At 72.6% G+C, this 14,578-nt stretch carries 14 protein-coding genes; 5 read left to right on the forward strand and 9 right to left on the reverse strand.

Going from position 1 to position 14,578, the window contains the following annotated elements:
- Nucleotides 1–54: 54 nt before the first annotated feature.
- Complete coding sequence (locus IO24_RS0113410) at nt 55–1,161, reverse strand: alpha/beta hydrolase-fold protein (RefSeq protein WP_031135346.1); 1,107 nt, start codon at nt 1,159–1,161, stop codon at nt 55–57.
- A gap of 93 nt (nt 1,162–1,254) precedes the next feature.
- Here IO24_RS0113410 and IO24_RS0113415 point away from each other — a divergent pair, with 93 nt between their 5' ends.
- From IO24_RS0113415 to IO24_RS0113425, 3 genes are read left to right on the forward strand one after another with little or no spacing between them, the layout of a single operon-like run.
- Nucleotides 1,255–1,467, forward strand: a complete 213-nt coding sequence (locus tag IO24_RS0113415) for an MbtH family protein (RefSeq protein ID WP_031135347.1) — start codon at nt 1,255–1,257, stop codon at nt 1,465–1,467.
- A gap of 8 nt (nt 1,468–1,475) precedes the next feature.
- Nucleotides 1,476–3,050 (forward strand): amidohydrolase, encoded by a 1,575-nt coding sequence (locus tag IO24_RS0113420; protein ID WP_031135350.1) that lies wholly within the window; start codon nt 1,476–1,478, stop codon nt 3,048–3,050.
- A 29-nt stretch (nt 3,051–3,079) separates the two neighbouring features.
- Complete coding sequence (locus IO24_RS0113425; protein WP_031135352.1) at nt 3,080–3,601, forward strand: GNAT family N-acetyltransferase; 522 nt, start codon at nt 3,080–3,082, stop codon at nt 3,599–3,601.
- On the opposite strand, the gene argB is transcribed toward IO24_RS0113425, so the two are convergent.
- From argB to IO24_RS0113440, 3 genes are all read right to left on the reverse strand, one after another.
- Nucleotides 3,588–4,469, reverse strand: a complete 882-nt coding sequence (gene argB / locus IO24_RS0113430) for an acetylglutamate kinase (RefSeq protein WP_045296151.1) — start codon at nt 4,467–4,469, stop codon at nt 3,588–3,590. The genes IO24_RS0113425 and argB overlap by 14 nt on opposite strands.
- Nucleotides 4,470–4,681: 212 nt before the next feature.
- Nucleotides 4,682–5,377 carry a response regulator gene (locus tag IO24_RS0113435; protein ID WP_031135356.1) on the reverse strand — a complete coding sequence of 232 codons (696 nt, stop codon included), beginning with the start codon at nt 5,375–5,377 and terminating at the stop codon, nt 4,682–4,684.
- Nucleotides 5,374–6,687 carry a sensor histidine kinase gene (locus IO24_RS0113440; RefSeq protein WP_420823208.1) on the reverse strand — a complete coding sequence of 438 codons (1,314 nt, stop codon included), beginning with the start codon at nt 6,685–6,687 and terminating at the stop codon, nt 5,374–5,376. The genes IO24_RS0113435 and IO24_RS0113440 overlap by 4 nt, the downstream gene beginning before the upstream one ends.
- Nucleotides 6,688–6,898: 211 nt before the next feature.
- Here IO24_RS0113440 and IO24_RS0113445 point away from each other — a divergent pair, with 211 nt between their 5' ends.
- Nucleotides 6,899–7,621, forward strand: a complete 723-nt coding sequence (locus tag IO24_RS0113445; RefSeq protein WP_031135360.1) for an ABC transporter ATP-binding protein — start codon at nt 6,899–6,901, stop codon at nt 7,619–7,621.
- Nucleotides 7,618–9,972: an ABC transporter permease gene (locus IO24_RS0113450; RefSeq protein WP_031135361.1), complete on the forward strand. Its 2,355-nt coding sequence runs from the start codon at nt 7,618–7,620 to the stop codon at nt 9,970–9,972. The genes IO24_RS0113445 and IO24_RS0113450 overlap by 4 nt, the downstream gene beginning before the upstream one ends.
- Before the next feature lie 86 nt (nt 9,973–10,058).
- Here IO24_RS0113450 and IO24_RS0113455 read toward each other — a convergent pair whose 3' ends face one another.
- The 5 genes from IO24_RS0113455 to IO24_RS0113480 form a co-directional block, all read right to left on the reverse strand.
- Nucleotides 10,059–10,826: a glucose 1-dehydrogenase gene (locus IO24_RS0113455; RefSeq protein WP_031135363.1), complete on the reverse strand. Its 768-nt coding sequence runs from the start codon at nt 10,824–10,826 to the stop codon at nt 10,059–10,061.
- 122 nt (nt 10,827–10,948) lie between these two features.
- Entirely contained in the window at nt 10,949–12,205 is a 1,257-nt protein-coding gene (locus IO24_RS0113460; protein ID WP_031135365.1) for an MFS transporter, read from the reverse strand.
- A gap of 69 nt (nt 12,206–12,274) precedes the next feature.
- The gene (locus IO24_RS40605) at nt 12,275–12,805 is read right to left on the reverse strand and encodes a cyclophilin-like fold protein (protein WP_037667818.1); all 531 of its coding nucleotides are present in this window, start codon (nt 12,803–12,805) and stop codon (nt 12,275–12,277) included.
- Between the two features lie 15 nt (nt 12,806–12,820).
- Nucleotides 12,821–13,486 carry an SDR family NAD(P)-dependent oxidoreductase gene (locus IO24_RS0113475; protein ID WP_031135371.1) on the reverse strand — a complete coding sequence of 222 codons (666 nt, stop codon included), beginning with the start codon at nt 13,484–13,486 and terminating at the stop codon, nt 12,821–12,823.
- Nucleotides 13,487–13,554: 68 nt separating this feature from the next.
- On the reverse strand, nt 13,555–14,571 hold the full coding sequence (locus IO24_RS0113480; RefSeq protein ID WP_031135372.1) for a zinc-dependent alcohol dehydrogenase family protein: 1,017 nt from the start codon (nt 14,569–14,571) through the stop codon (nt 13,555–13,557).
- Nucleotides 14,572–14,578 lie beyond the last annotated feature (7 nt).

The raw sequence follows: 14,578 nt of genomic DNA on the forward strand, positions 1-14,578 counted from the left end.
GGCCCTCAGGGGCGCGGGGAACTGCGCGACCAGCCCCCACCGGCCCGCACACGACTACTCACCGAGGGCCCAGCCGACGTCCCTGAGCAGGGCATGACGCCACCCGGCGCGGTCATGCCCGGACGCGGACCGAGAGACACGCACCACCGCACCGGCCCGCTGCACCAAACCCTCGGTCACCTCACAGTGAGGCAGCATCCGGTCCTCGTGCTCCCCGACGTCGAACGCGACCCGCAGCCCCGACAGATCGACACTCTCCCGCAGCCGCTCAGCGATCACACCCCCGACCGGACCCCCCAACGGATCGGCCAGCCGCATGGCGTCCGGCGTCCACCAGAACGACCCCGACTGACAGGCGACCCGTGACACCAACTCGGGAAACTCCAGCGCCGCGTACACCGCACTCAGCCCTCCGAGGCTCTGCCCGGCAACCACGAGCCGCTCCGGATCGGCGTTGACGCCCGACTCCGCTACCAACGGCAGCAGTTCGTCCCGCACCGCCTCCCACAGCTCGGGCCGGCAGGTGAACTCGGCGGCCCGGTCCTTGGCGGGCAGGAAGACAAGAGTGACCGGCGGCAACTCACCCGCCGCCACGGCCGAGTCGAACGCGGTCACCGCCGGATGCAGATACAGCCAGTCGTCCCCGTCGAGCAGCAGCACCACCGGCCCGCCGCCCCCCGCCGGATGCACCCGCACCGTACGCCGCCCGCCCAGCCGCTCACTCGCCCAGCGGATCCGTGCCCGCGGCACGGGCAGCACCGCGTCGGCCCCGACGAGGGGCCAGTGCGGCTGATCCGGGGCGTCCGGGGTCGCGGCGACGGACCGGTCGCCGCCCGCCCCGGCCGGGTTGAACGGGTCGGCATGGGAGACACCCCCCGCCTCGAACCGATACGTCACCCGCAGCCGCGCGGGCATGCGCACCTCGGCGTACCAGCAGTCCGAGCCGTCCCACCGGCGCAGGGGGGCGGGATCCGACCAGCTCTCGAACTCGACGGTCACCGGCCCGGACCCGCGCCACAGGAACAGGGTCACCCATCCGCCGTCACCGTCCGGTACGGACGCCGGGGCGGCCACCCCGGCCCAGAATCCGTCGGTGCCGGGCGTCCCGGGCAGCCCGAACCCGGCGAACGCGTCCTCCCTGTCGGCCGCGGCCACACGCATGAACGTCTCCTTGTGAGAGGGAAGGGCCAAAGGCTAAGCTCTGCCAATTAGGCGAGCCTAACCTAATCTTGGCCCTCCGAGGAGGCACCGCACATGAGCACCAACCCCTTCGACGACAACGAAGGCCGTTTCCTGGTCCTGGTGAACGACGAGGGCCAGCACTCCCTCTGGCCGTCCTTCGCCGAGGTGCCCGGGGGATGGACCATCGCCTTCGCCGAGAACACGCGCGAGGCATGCCTGGAGTACGTCGAAACCCACTGGACGGACCTGCGCCCGAAGTCCCTCGCCGCGACCCAGGACGCCTGATACCGCCGATGCTGTGCACCAGGCTGACCAACGCCCGCTTCCTCACCATGGATCCGGACCATCCGGTCGCTCATGACCTGGGCATCTGGCAGGGCCGGATCGCGGGCCTCGACGAGGCCGTGACCTCCCTGCCCGCCCGGGAGGTCGTCGACCTGCAGGGCGCCACGGTCCTGCCGGGGTTCATCGACGCCCATGTCCACCTCGCCTGGACCGGGTTCAAGCAGAACACCCCGAGCATCGCGGGCCGCACCCGCGTCGACGACGTGCTCGCGGTCGTGGCCGACGCCGTCGCCCGCACCCGCGCCCCCGGCGACTGGGTGAGCATCGCCGGCTACGACCAGCGGGCCCTGGGCCGCCATCTCACCGCCGCCGACCTCGACCGGGTCAGCGACGGACGCAAGCTCTACCTGCTGCACGATTCCGGGCACGGCTGCGTCGTCAACACCGCCGTCCTGGACCTGCTCCCCGCCGGCATCCCGCACGACAACGGCTTCCTCGCCGAGCAGGCCATGGGTGCCGCCCGCGCCCTGTGCCTGCCGCACTCCCAGGAGGACCTGGCCGAGGCGATCGGCCGCGCGGCCCGCACCTGCCTGGCCGAGGGCGTCACCGCCTGCGCGGAAGCGGGCATCGGAGGCACCCTCTTCGGCCACAGCCCTGTCGAACTCGGCGCCTACCAACTCGCCCGTGACAAGGGCCTGCTGCCCCTGCGCGTACAGCTCATGGTGTCCGCCGACCGGCTGCACACGGTCGCCGCCCACGAGACCGACGGCATCCCGCGCGCCCTCGACCTCGGCCTGCGCACCGGGTTCGGCGACGACCGGCTCTCCGTGGGCGCGCTGAAGGTCTACACCGACGGCGGCATGATGGCCCGTACGGCCGCACTGACCAGCCCCTACGAAGGGCTCGGCCATGCCGGGCAGTTGCAGGACGACCCGGACGTGCTCACCGGCCTCATCGTGGACGGCCACCTCGCCGGCTGGCAGCTCGCCGTGCACGCGATCGGCGACCGCGCGGCCGACGTGGCCCTGGACGCCCTCGAACGCGCCCAGCGCCTGCGCCCCCGCCCCCTGGCACGCCACCGCATCGAACACGCCGGGCTGATCCGGCCCGACCAGCTCCCGCGCTTCGCGCGACTCGGCGTCACCGCGGTCGTCCAGCCCAGCTTCCTGCGCTACTTCGGCGACGACTACGCCTCGATCATGGGCGAGGAACGGGCGCCCTGGATGTACCGGGGCAAGGCGTTCCTGGACCATGGCATCCCCCTCGTGGGCAGCTCCGACCGACCCGTCGCCGACGGATCGCCCCTGCGCGCCGTCCAGTTCATGGCTGAGCGCGCTTCCACCTCCGGGCAGCTCATCGGCCCGGACGAGGCCGTCACCGTCGACCAGGCCCTGCACGCCTACACCGTCGCCGGCGCCCGGGCCTGCCACTGGGAGGACCGCCTGGGCAGCCTCACCCCGGGCAAACACGCCGACATGGTCGTCCTCGGAGACGACCCCCGGCGCGTCGACACCTCGCGCATCGGCGACGTCGACGTGGTGGAGACGTACGTCGACGGCCATCCGAGCCGCCCGCGCACCTGATCCCCGGTCCGAACCGAGGAAGGAACCCCTTGACCACGGCCACGCCGCGCCCTGTCGCGTTGCCGCGCGCCCTTGTCGCACCGGCGCCCACCGTGCGCACCGCCCGCCCGGACGAGGCCGCCGCCCTCGCCGCCCTGTCCCGGCCCTTCGTACGCTCGGGCGCGCTGCGCGAACGCCCCGCCGCCCTCTATGCCGCCCGGGCCGCCGACTTCCTGGTGCTGGAGGCCCCCGACGGCACCCTCGACGGCTGCGTGGGCCTGCGCGCGTACCCCGCGGAAGCATGGGAGGACCGCCGACACGAGGGCGTCGTCTACAACTTCTGTGTGGCCGCGCACCGGCAGGGCAGCGGAGCGGGAGCCGCGCTGTTACGCGCGGTCCTCGACACCGCACACGCGCAGTCGCTGGAGTCCCTGTTCACGGCGACCACCGGAGGCGCCGGACTGTTCCTCCGCTACGGCTTCACGCCGACGACGCCCCGTCGGGCCCCCCGTGCCTGGGCGGAATCCCTGGACCCGCGGCGCAACGCGCGCGTCCTGGTCAGGACGTGGTGACCATGTCGGGAACCACGGTGGTGCCGGGGCTGGTCGCGGCGAGCACACTGCGCAGCACCGCGTGCGGCACGCGCCCGTCCACCACATGCGCCTTGCGCACCCCGCCGCGCACGGCCCGCAGACAGCCCTCCATCTTCGGCAGCATCCCGCTCGCCAGCCCGGGCAGCAGCCCGTCCAGCGCACGGGCTGTCAGACGCCCGATCACCTCGGTGCTGTGCGGCCAGTCCGCGTACAGTCCCTCGACGTCGGTGAGCATCACCAGCCGCTCGGCGTCCAGAGCGACGGCGAGGGCGGCTGCCGCGAGATCGGCGTTCACGTTGTAGACCTGCCCGTCCGCGCCGCGTGCCACGGGGGAGACGACGGGGATGTGGTCCTGCTCCAACAGCGCGCGCACCATGGCCGGGTTGACGTCCACGACGTCACCGACGAGACCGATGTCCACCGCCCGGCCGTCGACCCGGGCCGGCCGCCGCACGGCCGTCATCGTGTGCGCGTCCTCCCCGGTCAGGCCCACCGCGAAGGGGCCGTGGGCATTGATGTGACCGACCAGCTCCCGCTGGACGCGCCCCGTCAGCACCATGCGCACCACGTCCAGGGTCTCGGGTGTGGTCACCCGCAGCCCCGCCTCGAAGCGGGTCTCCAAGCCGAGCCGGTCCAGCATCGCGCTGATCTGCGGCCCGCCGCCGTGCACGACGACCGGGCGCAGGCCCGCGTGCCACAGCTCCACGACGTCCTGTGCGAAGGTCAGTTGCAGCCTCGCGTCCACCATGGCGTTGCCACCGAACTTGACGACGACCACACTGCCCCGCAGTTCCTCGGGCCAGGGAAGCGCCCGGGCGGACGGATCCCCTTCTCGGGCGGCTGTCACGGTCACGCGGTCACTCCGTTTCGTGCCGGGGCCGGGCGGGCCCGGGCGAAGTGGTGCTGCAGGCCAGGCGTCCCTGCGCGGTTCGTTAGCACTTGCTCCCAGTAAGGCTAGGCTAATCTAACTGACCCATGCGGCCGGCATCCAGAGCGGCACCGAACGCCTCGAAGTGATACGGGTGCGGAGCGATCACGAGGCGGACGACCGGACAACGGTCACGACGGAGGGCCTGGCGTCGCGTCCTCACGTGCGCCGGCACTGACCAGCCCTGTCTCGTAGGCGACGATGACGGCCTGGACACGGTCACGGAGTCCGAGCTTGGCGAGGATGCGGGCGACGTGCGTCTTGACCGTCGTCTCGGCCAGGCGGAGGCGAGTGGCGAGTTCGGCGTTGCTCAGTCCTCGGGCCAGCAGGCCGAGGACCTCCAGTTCGCGCGGGGTGAGCGAGGCGAGGTCGCGGTGGAGGCTGGCGGTGTCGCTGCCGCGCTGGGTGAACCGTTCCACGAGCCGGCGGGTGATGGCGGGCGCGAGGAGAGCGTCGCCGGTACGGACCGTGCGGACGGCCGCGGTCAGACGCTCGGGGGTGACGTCCTTGAGGAGGAAGCCGCTGGCCCCGGCGGACAGTGCCGCGTAGACGTACCGGTCGAGGTCGAAGGTGGTCAGGATGATGACGCGGGGTGTGTCGGGGGCGCCGGTGAGGATGCGGCGGGTGGCCTCCAGGCCGTCCATCTCGGGCATCCGGACGTCCATCAGGACCACGTCGGGACGTGTACGGCGGGCCGCTTCGACCGCTTCGGTCCCGTTGGCCGCCTCGGCGACGACGTCGATTCCGTCGGCGCCGAGGATCAACCGGAATCCGGTGCGGACCAGGGTCTGGTCGTCGGCGAGGAGCACACGCAGCGGCTCGGTCACGGTGTCTCCAAGGGGATCAGGGCCTCCACACGGTAGCCGCCGGTCAGGCGTCGGCCGGTGTTCAGGGTTCCGTCGTAGACGGCGAGGCGCTCGCGCAGGCCGATGAGGCCCCGGCCGTTTCCGGCGGCAACGCCCGCGCCCGGGTGTCCACCGGTGTCGGTGACTTCCACCCGGAGCCGCTGCGGGCCGTATTCGACGGTCACGGCGGCGGTGGCGCCGGACGCGTGCTTCACGGTGTTGGTCAGGGCTTCCTGCACCACGCGGTAGGCGGCGAGTTCGAGGCCCGGCGGGAGGGGGCGGGGCGGGCCGGTCACGGTCAGGTCGACGGGCAGTCCGGTGTCCCGGACCCGTCCGACCAGAGTCTCCAGCTGGTCCAGGCCCGGTTGCGGGGCCAGCTCCGCCGCCGAATCGGCCAGGTCCGCATCTCCGTCCGTCCCCTCGCCCACGCTGCCCATGGTGAGCAGTCCCATGACGTGGCGCAGCTCGGTCATGGCCGCCCGCCCGCCCGCCTCGACGGCGAGCAGTGCCTCGCCGGCCTGCTCGGGGGAGGTGTTCATGATCTTGCGGGCGGCGCCCGCCTGGATGATCATCACGCTGACGTTGTGCGTGACGACGTCGTGCAGTTCGCGGGCGATTCTGGCCCGCTCATGCTCGACGGCCCGGCGGAGTGCCTCGGCCTGTTCGCGTTCCAGGGCCAGGAGCCGGGTGCGGCCCTCGTCGGTTCGGAGTTTCCAGGTACGCAGGCCGACGGCGGCCACGGCCATCGGGACCAGGATCAGCAGGGCGATGTACTGGTTGGGCACGATCGGTGCCACCGAGTTCCCCGACGTGCCGACCAGGGTGACCGACACCGGCAGCGCCGCCAGGGTCGCCACCCGGTACGGGCTGTACACGGCGGCGCTGTACACGGCGATGACGAACGCGTAGAAGGTCAGCCGCCCGACGCTCTGCGGTGTCGCCAGTGTCGCGGCCGTCACGACGCACAGCACGGCGAGCGGGTACCGGCGGCGCAGGGCCAGGGCACCCGAGGCGATGACCGCGAGGGTCACCATGAAGGCCAGGCCGCCGGGGCCGGACGGGCGCGGCACGACGTGCACCACGCCGGGTGCGATCTCACGCACCACGACGACATCGGCGTTGTCGATGCCGTAGTAGACGGTGGCGATTCCGAGTACCAGTGCCACCAGCGCGTCGAACTGCCAGGCGCGGCGGGTGGGCCGCAGCGGGAGACCGCTCGGAAGCCTGGCGTCGCGGACCGTCCTCCGGGCGGCTTCCCGCAGTCGCTCCAGCGTCGTACGTACGTCCGTCACCGGTTCATTGTCGCCACCGCGCGGGGCCCTCCGAGTCCGTCCCGGTGGTCATTCCCGGCGCAGCGGATACATCAGCCGCCTACATCGCAGGGATGACGTGTGTGGGGATCGTCCCAGCGCGGTACCGCAATGGGTTCGGACGGGCGACGCGCGCGGGCCGGGTCCGCTCCTAGCGTTCACGCAGCCAACTGCCCGTACCCAAGGAGCTTTTATGACCACGCCGGTGATCGAACTGCGGGGGGTGAGCCGCCGGTACGACGACGGCCCGCCCGCTCTGCACGAGGCGTCGCTGACCGTGCAGCCCGGCGAGGCCGTCGCGATCCTCGGTCCTTCCGGCAGCGGCAAGTCCACGCTGCTCAACCTGATCGCGGGCCTGGACCGGCCCGATACGGGGACCGTCACCGTGGACGGGGTGCGGGTGGACCGGCTGGGCGAAGCCGGATCGGCGCTCTACCGGCGGTCGAAGGTCGGCATGGTCTTCCAGTTCTTCAACCTGCTCGACGATCTGACCGTCACCGACAATGTCGTCCTGCCCGCGCGCCTCGCGGGTATGGCACGTGCCGAGGCGGACCGCCGGGCGGCGGAACTCCTGGAACTGCTGGGCATCGACCGGCACGCCCGCGCCTACCCGGGGCGGCTGTCCGGCGGCGAGCGGCAACGCGTCGCGGTGGCCCGGGCGTTGATGAACCGGCCTACGCTGCTCCTGGCCGACGAGCCGACCGGTGCCCTGGACACGGCCGCCGGACAGGACGTCAGCAGGCTGCTCACCGGCCTCAATGCCGAGGGCCAGACCATCGTCGTGGTCACCCACGACCTGGCTCTGGCCCGGTCCTGCACGAACCGCACGGTCCGGATCGCCGACGGCCGGATCACCGAAGACCTCGGGTCGCAGGCCGTCGCCTCGGACGCCGTAGCCTCGCAGGCCGCCCGATGAGCGCGCTCGGCAAGGTGGTGCGCTCGGGGGTGGGGCGACGCCGGGTGCAGACGCTGGTGATCGGGCTCGCCGCGATGATGGCGGTGGCCGCCTCCGTCCTGGGCGGATCGCTGCTCGTGGTGTCCGGCGCGCCCTTCGACGACGCCTTCGCCAAGCAGCACGGCGCGCACCTGTCCGTGCAGTTCGACGCGGGCAAGGTGAGTGCCGGGCAGCTGTCGAAGTCCAAGAACGCCGAAGGGGTGAGCAGCGCCGCCGGGCCGTTCCGTACGGCGACGGTCACCCCACGGTCGGACGGGGCGGTCCCCGGGTGGCCGATGACCGTGGTCGGCCGGGGCGATCCCGGCCGGGACGTGGACGAGGTGGCACTGCTCGACGGGCGGTGGGCCACACGCTCCGGCGAGATCGTGCTGTCCGCCAACTCGTCGCTCATCCCGACCATGGGCATGAAGATCGCCTTCCCCGGTCTGTCCGGCGGTCCGGCACTGACGGTGGTCGGCGTGGCCCGCTCGGTCACGCAGACCGCCGACGCCTGGGTGCTTCCGTCCCAGATGCCGGCGCTCACCGCGCCCGGCAGCGGCGGCCACCAGATGCTCTACCGTTTCACCGACGCGGGCACCGCCGCGCAGATCACCGCGGGCGGCAAGGCCGTGACGGCATCCCTGCCACCGGGAACGGCCGTCGGGGAACAGTCCTGGCTCACCGTCAAGAAGACCGCCGAGCGCGACACCGCTCTCTACGTCCCGTTCCTCATGGCGTTCGGCGCCCTGGGCCTGGTCATGTCGGTGCTCGTCGTCGGCAACGTCGTCGCGTCGGCCGTCGGCACGGGAACGCGCCGCATCGGCATTCTCAAGGCCGTCGGCTTCACCCCGGCCCAGGTCGTGCGGGCCTACGTGGGCCAGGCGCTGATCCCGGCCGCCGCCGGCACGGCCCTCGGTGTCCTCGCCGGCCACCTTCTCGCCGTCCCGGTGCTGGCCGAGACCGAGGAGGTCTACGGCACCTCGTCTCTGGGCGTCGCCCCCTGGGTCGACCTGACGGTGATCGCCGGGGTGCTCGGCCTGGTGGCGGCGACCGCGTGGGCGAGTGCCTGGCGGGCCGGCCGACTGCGTACGGTCGATGCGCTCGCCGTAGGGCGTACCGCTTCGGCGGGGCACGGCCGGTGGGCGGCCCGCCTGGCCGGACGGCTCCCGTTGCCGCAACCCCTCGCCCTGGGCCTGGTCCGGCCCTTCGCGCGGCCCGCCCGCGCGCTGGCCATGGGCACGGCGATCCTGTTCGGCACCGTCGCCGTCACGTTCACCGTGGGGATGGGCGCCTCGCTCGGCCAGGTGATGAAGGCCAAGGCCCACGACGCCGCCGATGTCGTCGTGCCCGCGCCCTTGCCGGACTTCGGCCCCCAAGGCCCCGGCCCCGGCCCCGAGAAGCAGGCCAAAGCCGATCCCGCCGCGGTCGCCGCGGCCGTCGAGGCCGCCGCCGGAACCGGGAAGTACTACAGCGCCGCGACGGTACGGGCGACCGTGTCCGGCCTGACCGGCACCATCGACGTGATCGCCTTCACCGGCGACGCTTCCTGGGGCGGTTACACGATGGTCTCGGGCCGCTGGATCGACAGGCCCGGCGAGGCCGTGGTCCCCACCCCCTTCCTGACCGCCACCGGCACCCGCATCGGCGACACCGTCACCCTGCACGGCCTGGCCGAGCCGGTCACGGTCCGACTCGTCGGTGAAGTCCTCGACCCCCGCAACGACGGCATGCAGGTCTTCACCGACGCCTCGACCCTCACGGCCGCACACCCCGACCTGACGGAGACGAGCCATCACATCGCGATCACGCCAGGCACCGGCACTGCCGAGTACGTCGACGCGCTGAACAAGGACCTGGCACCGCAGGGGGCCACCGCTCGGGTGGGCGGGCTCGACGCCGGCGGCGACATGGTCGTCACGCTCAACGCGCTGTCCGCGATCCTCACGCTGATGCTCGTCGCCGTCGCCGCGCTCGGCGTGCTCAACGGCGTGCTGCTCGACACCCGCGAGCGCGTGCGGGAGATCGGTGTCCACAAGGCGCTCGGCATGACCCCCCGGCAGACCGTCGCGATGGTCCTCACCTCGGTCGTCGTGACCGGACTGGTGGCGGGCGCCCTGGGTGTGCCGCTGGGCGTGGCCCTGCACGGCTGGGTCCTCCCCGCGATGGGCGACAGCGTGGGGCTCCGCCTCCCCGGTTCCGTCATCGCCGTCTACCACGGGGCCGAACTGCTCCCACTCACACTCGGCGGCCTGCTCATCGCCACCCTGGGTGCGCTCCTGCCCGCCGGCTGGGCCGCCAGGGCCCGGACCGCCACAGCCCTGCGCACCGAATAGGAGGTCGGGTCAGGTCCCGTGCAGGCGATGTGCAGTCCCCTCACCTCGCCGCTGCCGAAGCCGAATCCCGGTGTCGTGGCCCGTCCTCATCGGGCGACGTAGCCGCCGTCGACGGGGAGGGCGACGCCGACGACGAAGCCGGCGCCGGGGCTGCACAGCCACAGGACGGCCTGGGCGATCTCCTCGGCGGTTCCGAGCCGGTTGATGGGCTGGCCGGCCTCCGCGTCGGCACGGTCGAGCTCCCCCTTTGCGATCATGTCGCCGACCATCGGGGTGTCGATGGTGCCGGGGCACACGGCGTTGACGCGGATGCCGCGGGGGGCGTATTCGAGGGCGGCGCTGCTGGTCAGGCCGATCACGCCGTGCTTGGAGGCGTGGTACGAGGCGCGGCCGGGCAGCCCGACCAGGCCGCCGAGCGAGGAGCAGTTGACGATGGCGCCGCTGCCCTGGGCGCGCATGTGCCGCAGCTCGTGCTTCATGCAGGCCCACACGCCGCGGAGGTTGATGGCGTTGACGCGGTCGAACCGTTCGGCGGGTTCCTCGGCGGCGTCGCTGGGCGGGATCTGGATGCCGGCGTTGTTGTAGGCCATGTCGAGGCGGCCGAAGGCTTCGACGGTGCGGTCGGCCGCGGCCGCGACCTGGTCCTCGTCGCTGACGTCGCAGGTGAGGGCGAGGGCTTGGTGGCCGGCGTCGGTGAGTTCCCTCGCCGCCGAGTTCACGGCTGCCTCGTCGATGTCGGTGAGGGCGACGGCGGCCCCGGCCTCGGCGAAGGCCCGGGCGGTCGCCAGGCCCATGCCGGCGCCGGCCCCGGTGACGAGGGCGACCTGGCCGGTGAAGTCGTAGGTGGGGTTCACGTCGTGCTCTCCCATCGTGAGTGGTGCTGTGGTTCGGGGTTGCCCGTTCGGCTCATGGCGGGGGCGGCTCGCCTGCTCTGTGCGCCGGTCCGCGTCGGCGGGGTGAGGCGGCCGGGACGCGGTCAGTGACGGGACGGCGTCCGTGCCGGTTCGTCGCTCGGCGCGTGGGCCGGAGCGGTTCGCTGGGCCACGATGCGGCTCTTGCCGGAGGCGCCGCGCACGGCGAGGGCGATGAGCGGGAGCAGGGTGAGGGCGGCGATGACGGCGCCCACCAGGGGCGGTCCGGTCACGCCGAGGGCGGAGTCCAGGGCAGTACCCGCGATCCATGACCCGCCCGCCACGCCGACGTTGAAGGCGGAGGTGGTCAGCGCGGACGTCAGGGTGGGGGCGTCACCGGCGAAACGCATGGCGAGCGCCGTGACGACGGGGTTCACCGCGAAACCGGTCAGGCCCATGAGAAAGACCAGGACGGTGGCCGTGACCGCGCCGGCGGACAGCGGGATCAGCAAGAACAGCACGAGAGCGGTGGCCGCGGCGGCGGTGAGGGTGGTGGCCATCGGCCGGTGCTCGCCCAGTCGGCCGCCGGTGGTGGTGCCGCCCAGGGCGCCGACGCCGAAGGCGATGAGGACGAACGGCACGGCGCCCGCCGGGATGCCGGCGCGGTCGGTCAGCAGCGGGGTGACGTAGCTGTACGTCGCCAGGACACCGCCCATGATGAAGACGGCGGCGCTCAGCGCCAGCCACAGCCGACCCTGGCGCAGGGCGCCGAACTCCGCGCGCAGCGAGACGGTCGCGCGCTCTTCCCGGGCGGGGATGAAGCGGCCGATGAAGGCGGCGGCGAGCGCGGCGAGGGCGGCCAGCGCCCAGAACGGGCCCCGCCAGCCGACGAACTGGCCGGCGAAGGAGCCGATGGGCACGCCGACGACGTTGGCGAGGGTCAGACCGCCGATCATCACGCCGGTGGCGCGGGTGGCCTTCTGCGGGCCTGCGGCGGCGGTGGCGACGACGAAACCGACGGACCAGAACGCTCCGGTGGCCAGCGCGGTGACGACGCGGGCGGCGAGGACGACGGTGAAGGAGCTGCTGAGAGCCGCCACCACGTGACCGAGGCTGAACACGGACAGGGCCAGGATCAGCGTCTGACGCTGAGGCAGGCGCAGCGTGGCCAGGGCCATGGCCGGCGCCCCGATGATCATGCCGACGGCGAAGGCGGTGATCAGCAGGCCGGCCCGGGAGGTGCTCACACCGAGGCCGGTGGACAGTTCGGGCAGCAGTCCGGCGATGACGAACTCGGTGGTGCCCATCAGGAACGTGCCGGCGGCGAGCACCCAGACGACGAAGGGAAGCTTGCCGGGGGTGGCCCCGGACGCGGAAGGCATACGTGCGGTCTCTCCTCGAGCGGAACGGCGGAATACGGGCAGGTCAGGGGGCGGTGGCTGTCGGCCGGGTCAGGGGGCGGCTTCGATGGTGACGTGTTCGGCGTTGGCGAGCCGTCCGGTGTCGCGGTCGTCGACGTGGCCGAGGACGATCAGGTCGGCTGAGGCGGAGTCGCCGTCGCGGTAGAACAGGGCCAGGTTGCCCCAGGGGACGTAGTAGGCCAGGTCGCCGGCCTTCGGTGCGGCCGGGTCCGGGGCGCCGGAGGTGTCCAGCTTGCGTGGCGGATACGCGATCCGCTCCGTCTGGTGGAAGTCCTCCAGATCGAGGCTGAGCGGGAGCAGGGAGGCGAAGTCGCGCGCTACGGCGTTGTCGTTCAGGGTGGCGTCGACCGGTTGGCCGTCGAGGGTGATGCGGATGTTCATGGCGGTGTTCCTGTCGGACGATGCGGTGGATGCCGGGGGTGCCGGCGTCTGGTGCCGTCCGGAAGGGGACGACCCGGAGGACGCGGCGGGCGCGTTGTCGGTGCAGGCGGTGACGGCAAGCAGCAGGGCCGCGGCTACGGCGCCACGGGCCGCGAGGGCGGGAAGGGCGGTCGGCGTCACGGGGCGTCCAGGCATTCAGCCGGGCAGGGGCTCGGAGTAGTGGCGGAAGCCGTCGCGCCCGGTGTGGATGTCGTACAGGCGCCGGGCCAGCGCGTCGGGACTGCTGTGTTCGGAGTCGGGCCGGATGGCGCCGGGGACGATCAGCTGCGCGGCGTGGATGTTCTCGGCGGCGAGGGTGTCGTGGAGCATGCGGGCGTACGCGCTCTCGGCGGCGAAGGCGATGGAGGTGCCGGCGACGTTCGGGTTGGGGCGTACGGCGCTGGAGCCGTTGACGAACAGCAGCGTGCCGCGGCCGAGGTCCCGCATGCCGGGCAGGACGGCGTTCACGGCCGTGACGGGGCCCTTGACGGAGAACCCGAGAGGGGCGTCGAGGTCGTCGGCGCCGGTGTCCAGGACCGGTTTCATGAAGTCGGCGCGTGGCACGGGGCTGTACTGGAGGACCTCGACGGTCCCCAGTGAGGTTCCGGCCGCGTACAGGGCCGCGGTCAGGGACTCGATGTCGAGGACGTCGGCGGTGAAGCCGCGGGCTTCGATGCCGTCGCCGGCCAGCTCGGCCGTGAGCTCGTCCAGGTGCTGGGCGTTGCGGGAGATGAGAGCGACGGAGTGGCCGGCGGTCCCGAAGCGGCGGGCGGCGGCGAGCCCGAGGCCGGGGCCGGCACCGATGAGGGCGAAAGTGGTCACGATGAGTCCTTTTGCGGGCGGGGGACCGGGCGGAGAATGCCCGGCACCGATGGCGGGACGGTCTGCGGTCAGGGCTTCAGAAGGGCCTTGACGGCACGGCGCTCGTCCATCGCCCGGTAGCCCTCGGCGACCTGGTCGAGGGGCAGGGCGAGGTCGAAGACCTTGCCCGGGTCGATCCGGCCGGCCAGGACGCGGTCGATCAGGTCGGGCAGGTAGGCGCGCACGGGGGCGGGGCCGCCGCGCAGGCCGACGTGGGAGAAGAACAGCTCCTGGCCGTCGATCGCGACGTCGTGGGGGACGCCGACGAAGCCGACGTTGCCGCCGGGGCGGGCGGAGTGCAGGGCCTGCCGCATCGACTCGGCGGTGCCGACACACTCCAGGACGGAGTCGGCGCCGATGCCGCCGGTGAGGTCCTTGATCCGGGCGACGCCGTCCTCGCCGCGCTCGCCGACGATGTCGGTGGCACCGAACTCCAGGGCGAGCTTCTGCCGGGACTCGTGCCGCGACATGGCGATGATCCGTTCCGCGCCGAGTTCCTTGGCGGCGATGACGCCGCACAGGCCGACCGCTCCGTCGCCGACGACCACGGCGGTGGACCCGGGCGTGACCTCGGCGGCCACGGCGGCGTACCAGCCGGTGCCCATCACGTCGGAGACGGCGAGCAGGCTCGGCACCAGCTCGGCGTCGGGGTGCTCGTCGGTGGCGACGAGGGTGCCGTGGGCGTTGGGAATGCGCACGTAGTCGGCCTGACAGGTGCTCATGAACTCCCGGTTCAGACAGGACGACTGCCAGCCGTTGCGGCAGTGGGCACAGGTGTTGTCCGAGGTGGCGAAGGAGCCGACCACGAAACGGCCGGGCTTGACGTGCGTGACCTCGCTGCCGACCTCCTCGACGATGCCGACGTACTCGTGCCCCATCGGATGAGGCTCGTCCACCGGCTCCGCGCCGCGGTAGGGCCACAGGTCCGAGCCGCACACGCAGGTGGCGACCGTGCGGATGATCGCGTCGGTCGGATGCAAGATCTTCGGGTCGTCCAGGGTCTCGAAACGCACGTCGCCGGGGGCGTGAATGACTGCTCCGCGCATGGTGGTG

The sequence above is a fragment of the Streptomyces flavovariabilis genome (assembly GCF_000725785.1).
In the GTDB taxonomy this organism is placed as follows: Bacteria; Actinomycetota; Actinomycetes; order Streptomycetales; family Streptomycetaceae; genus Streptomyces; species Streptomyces hawaiiensis.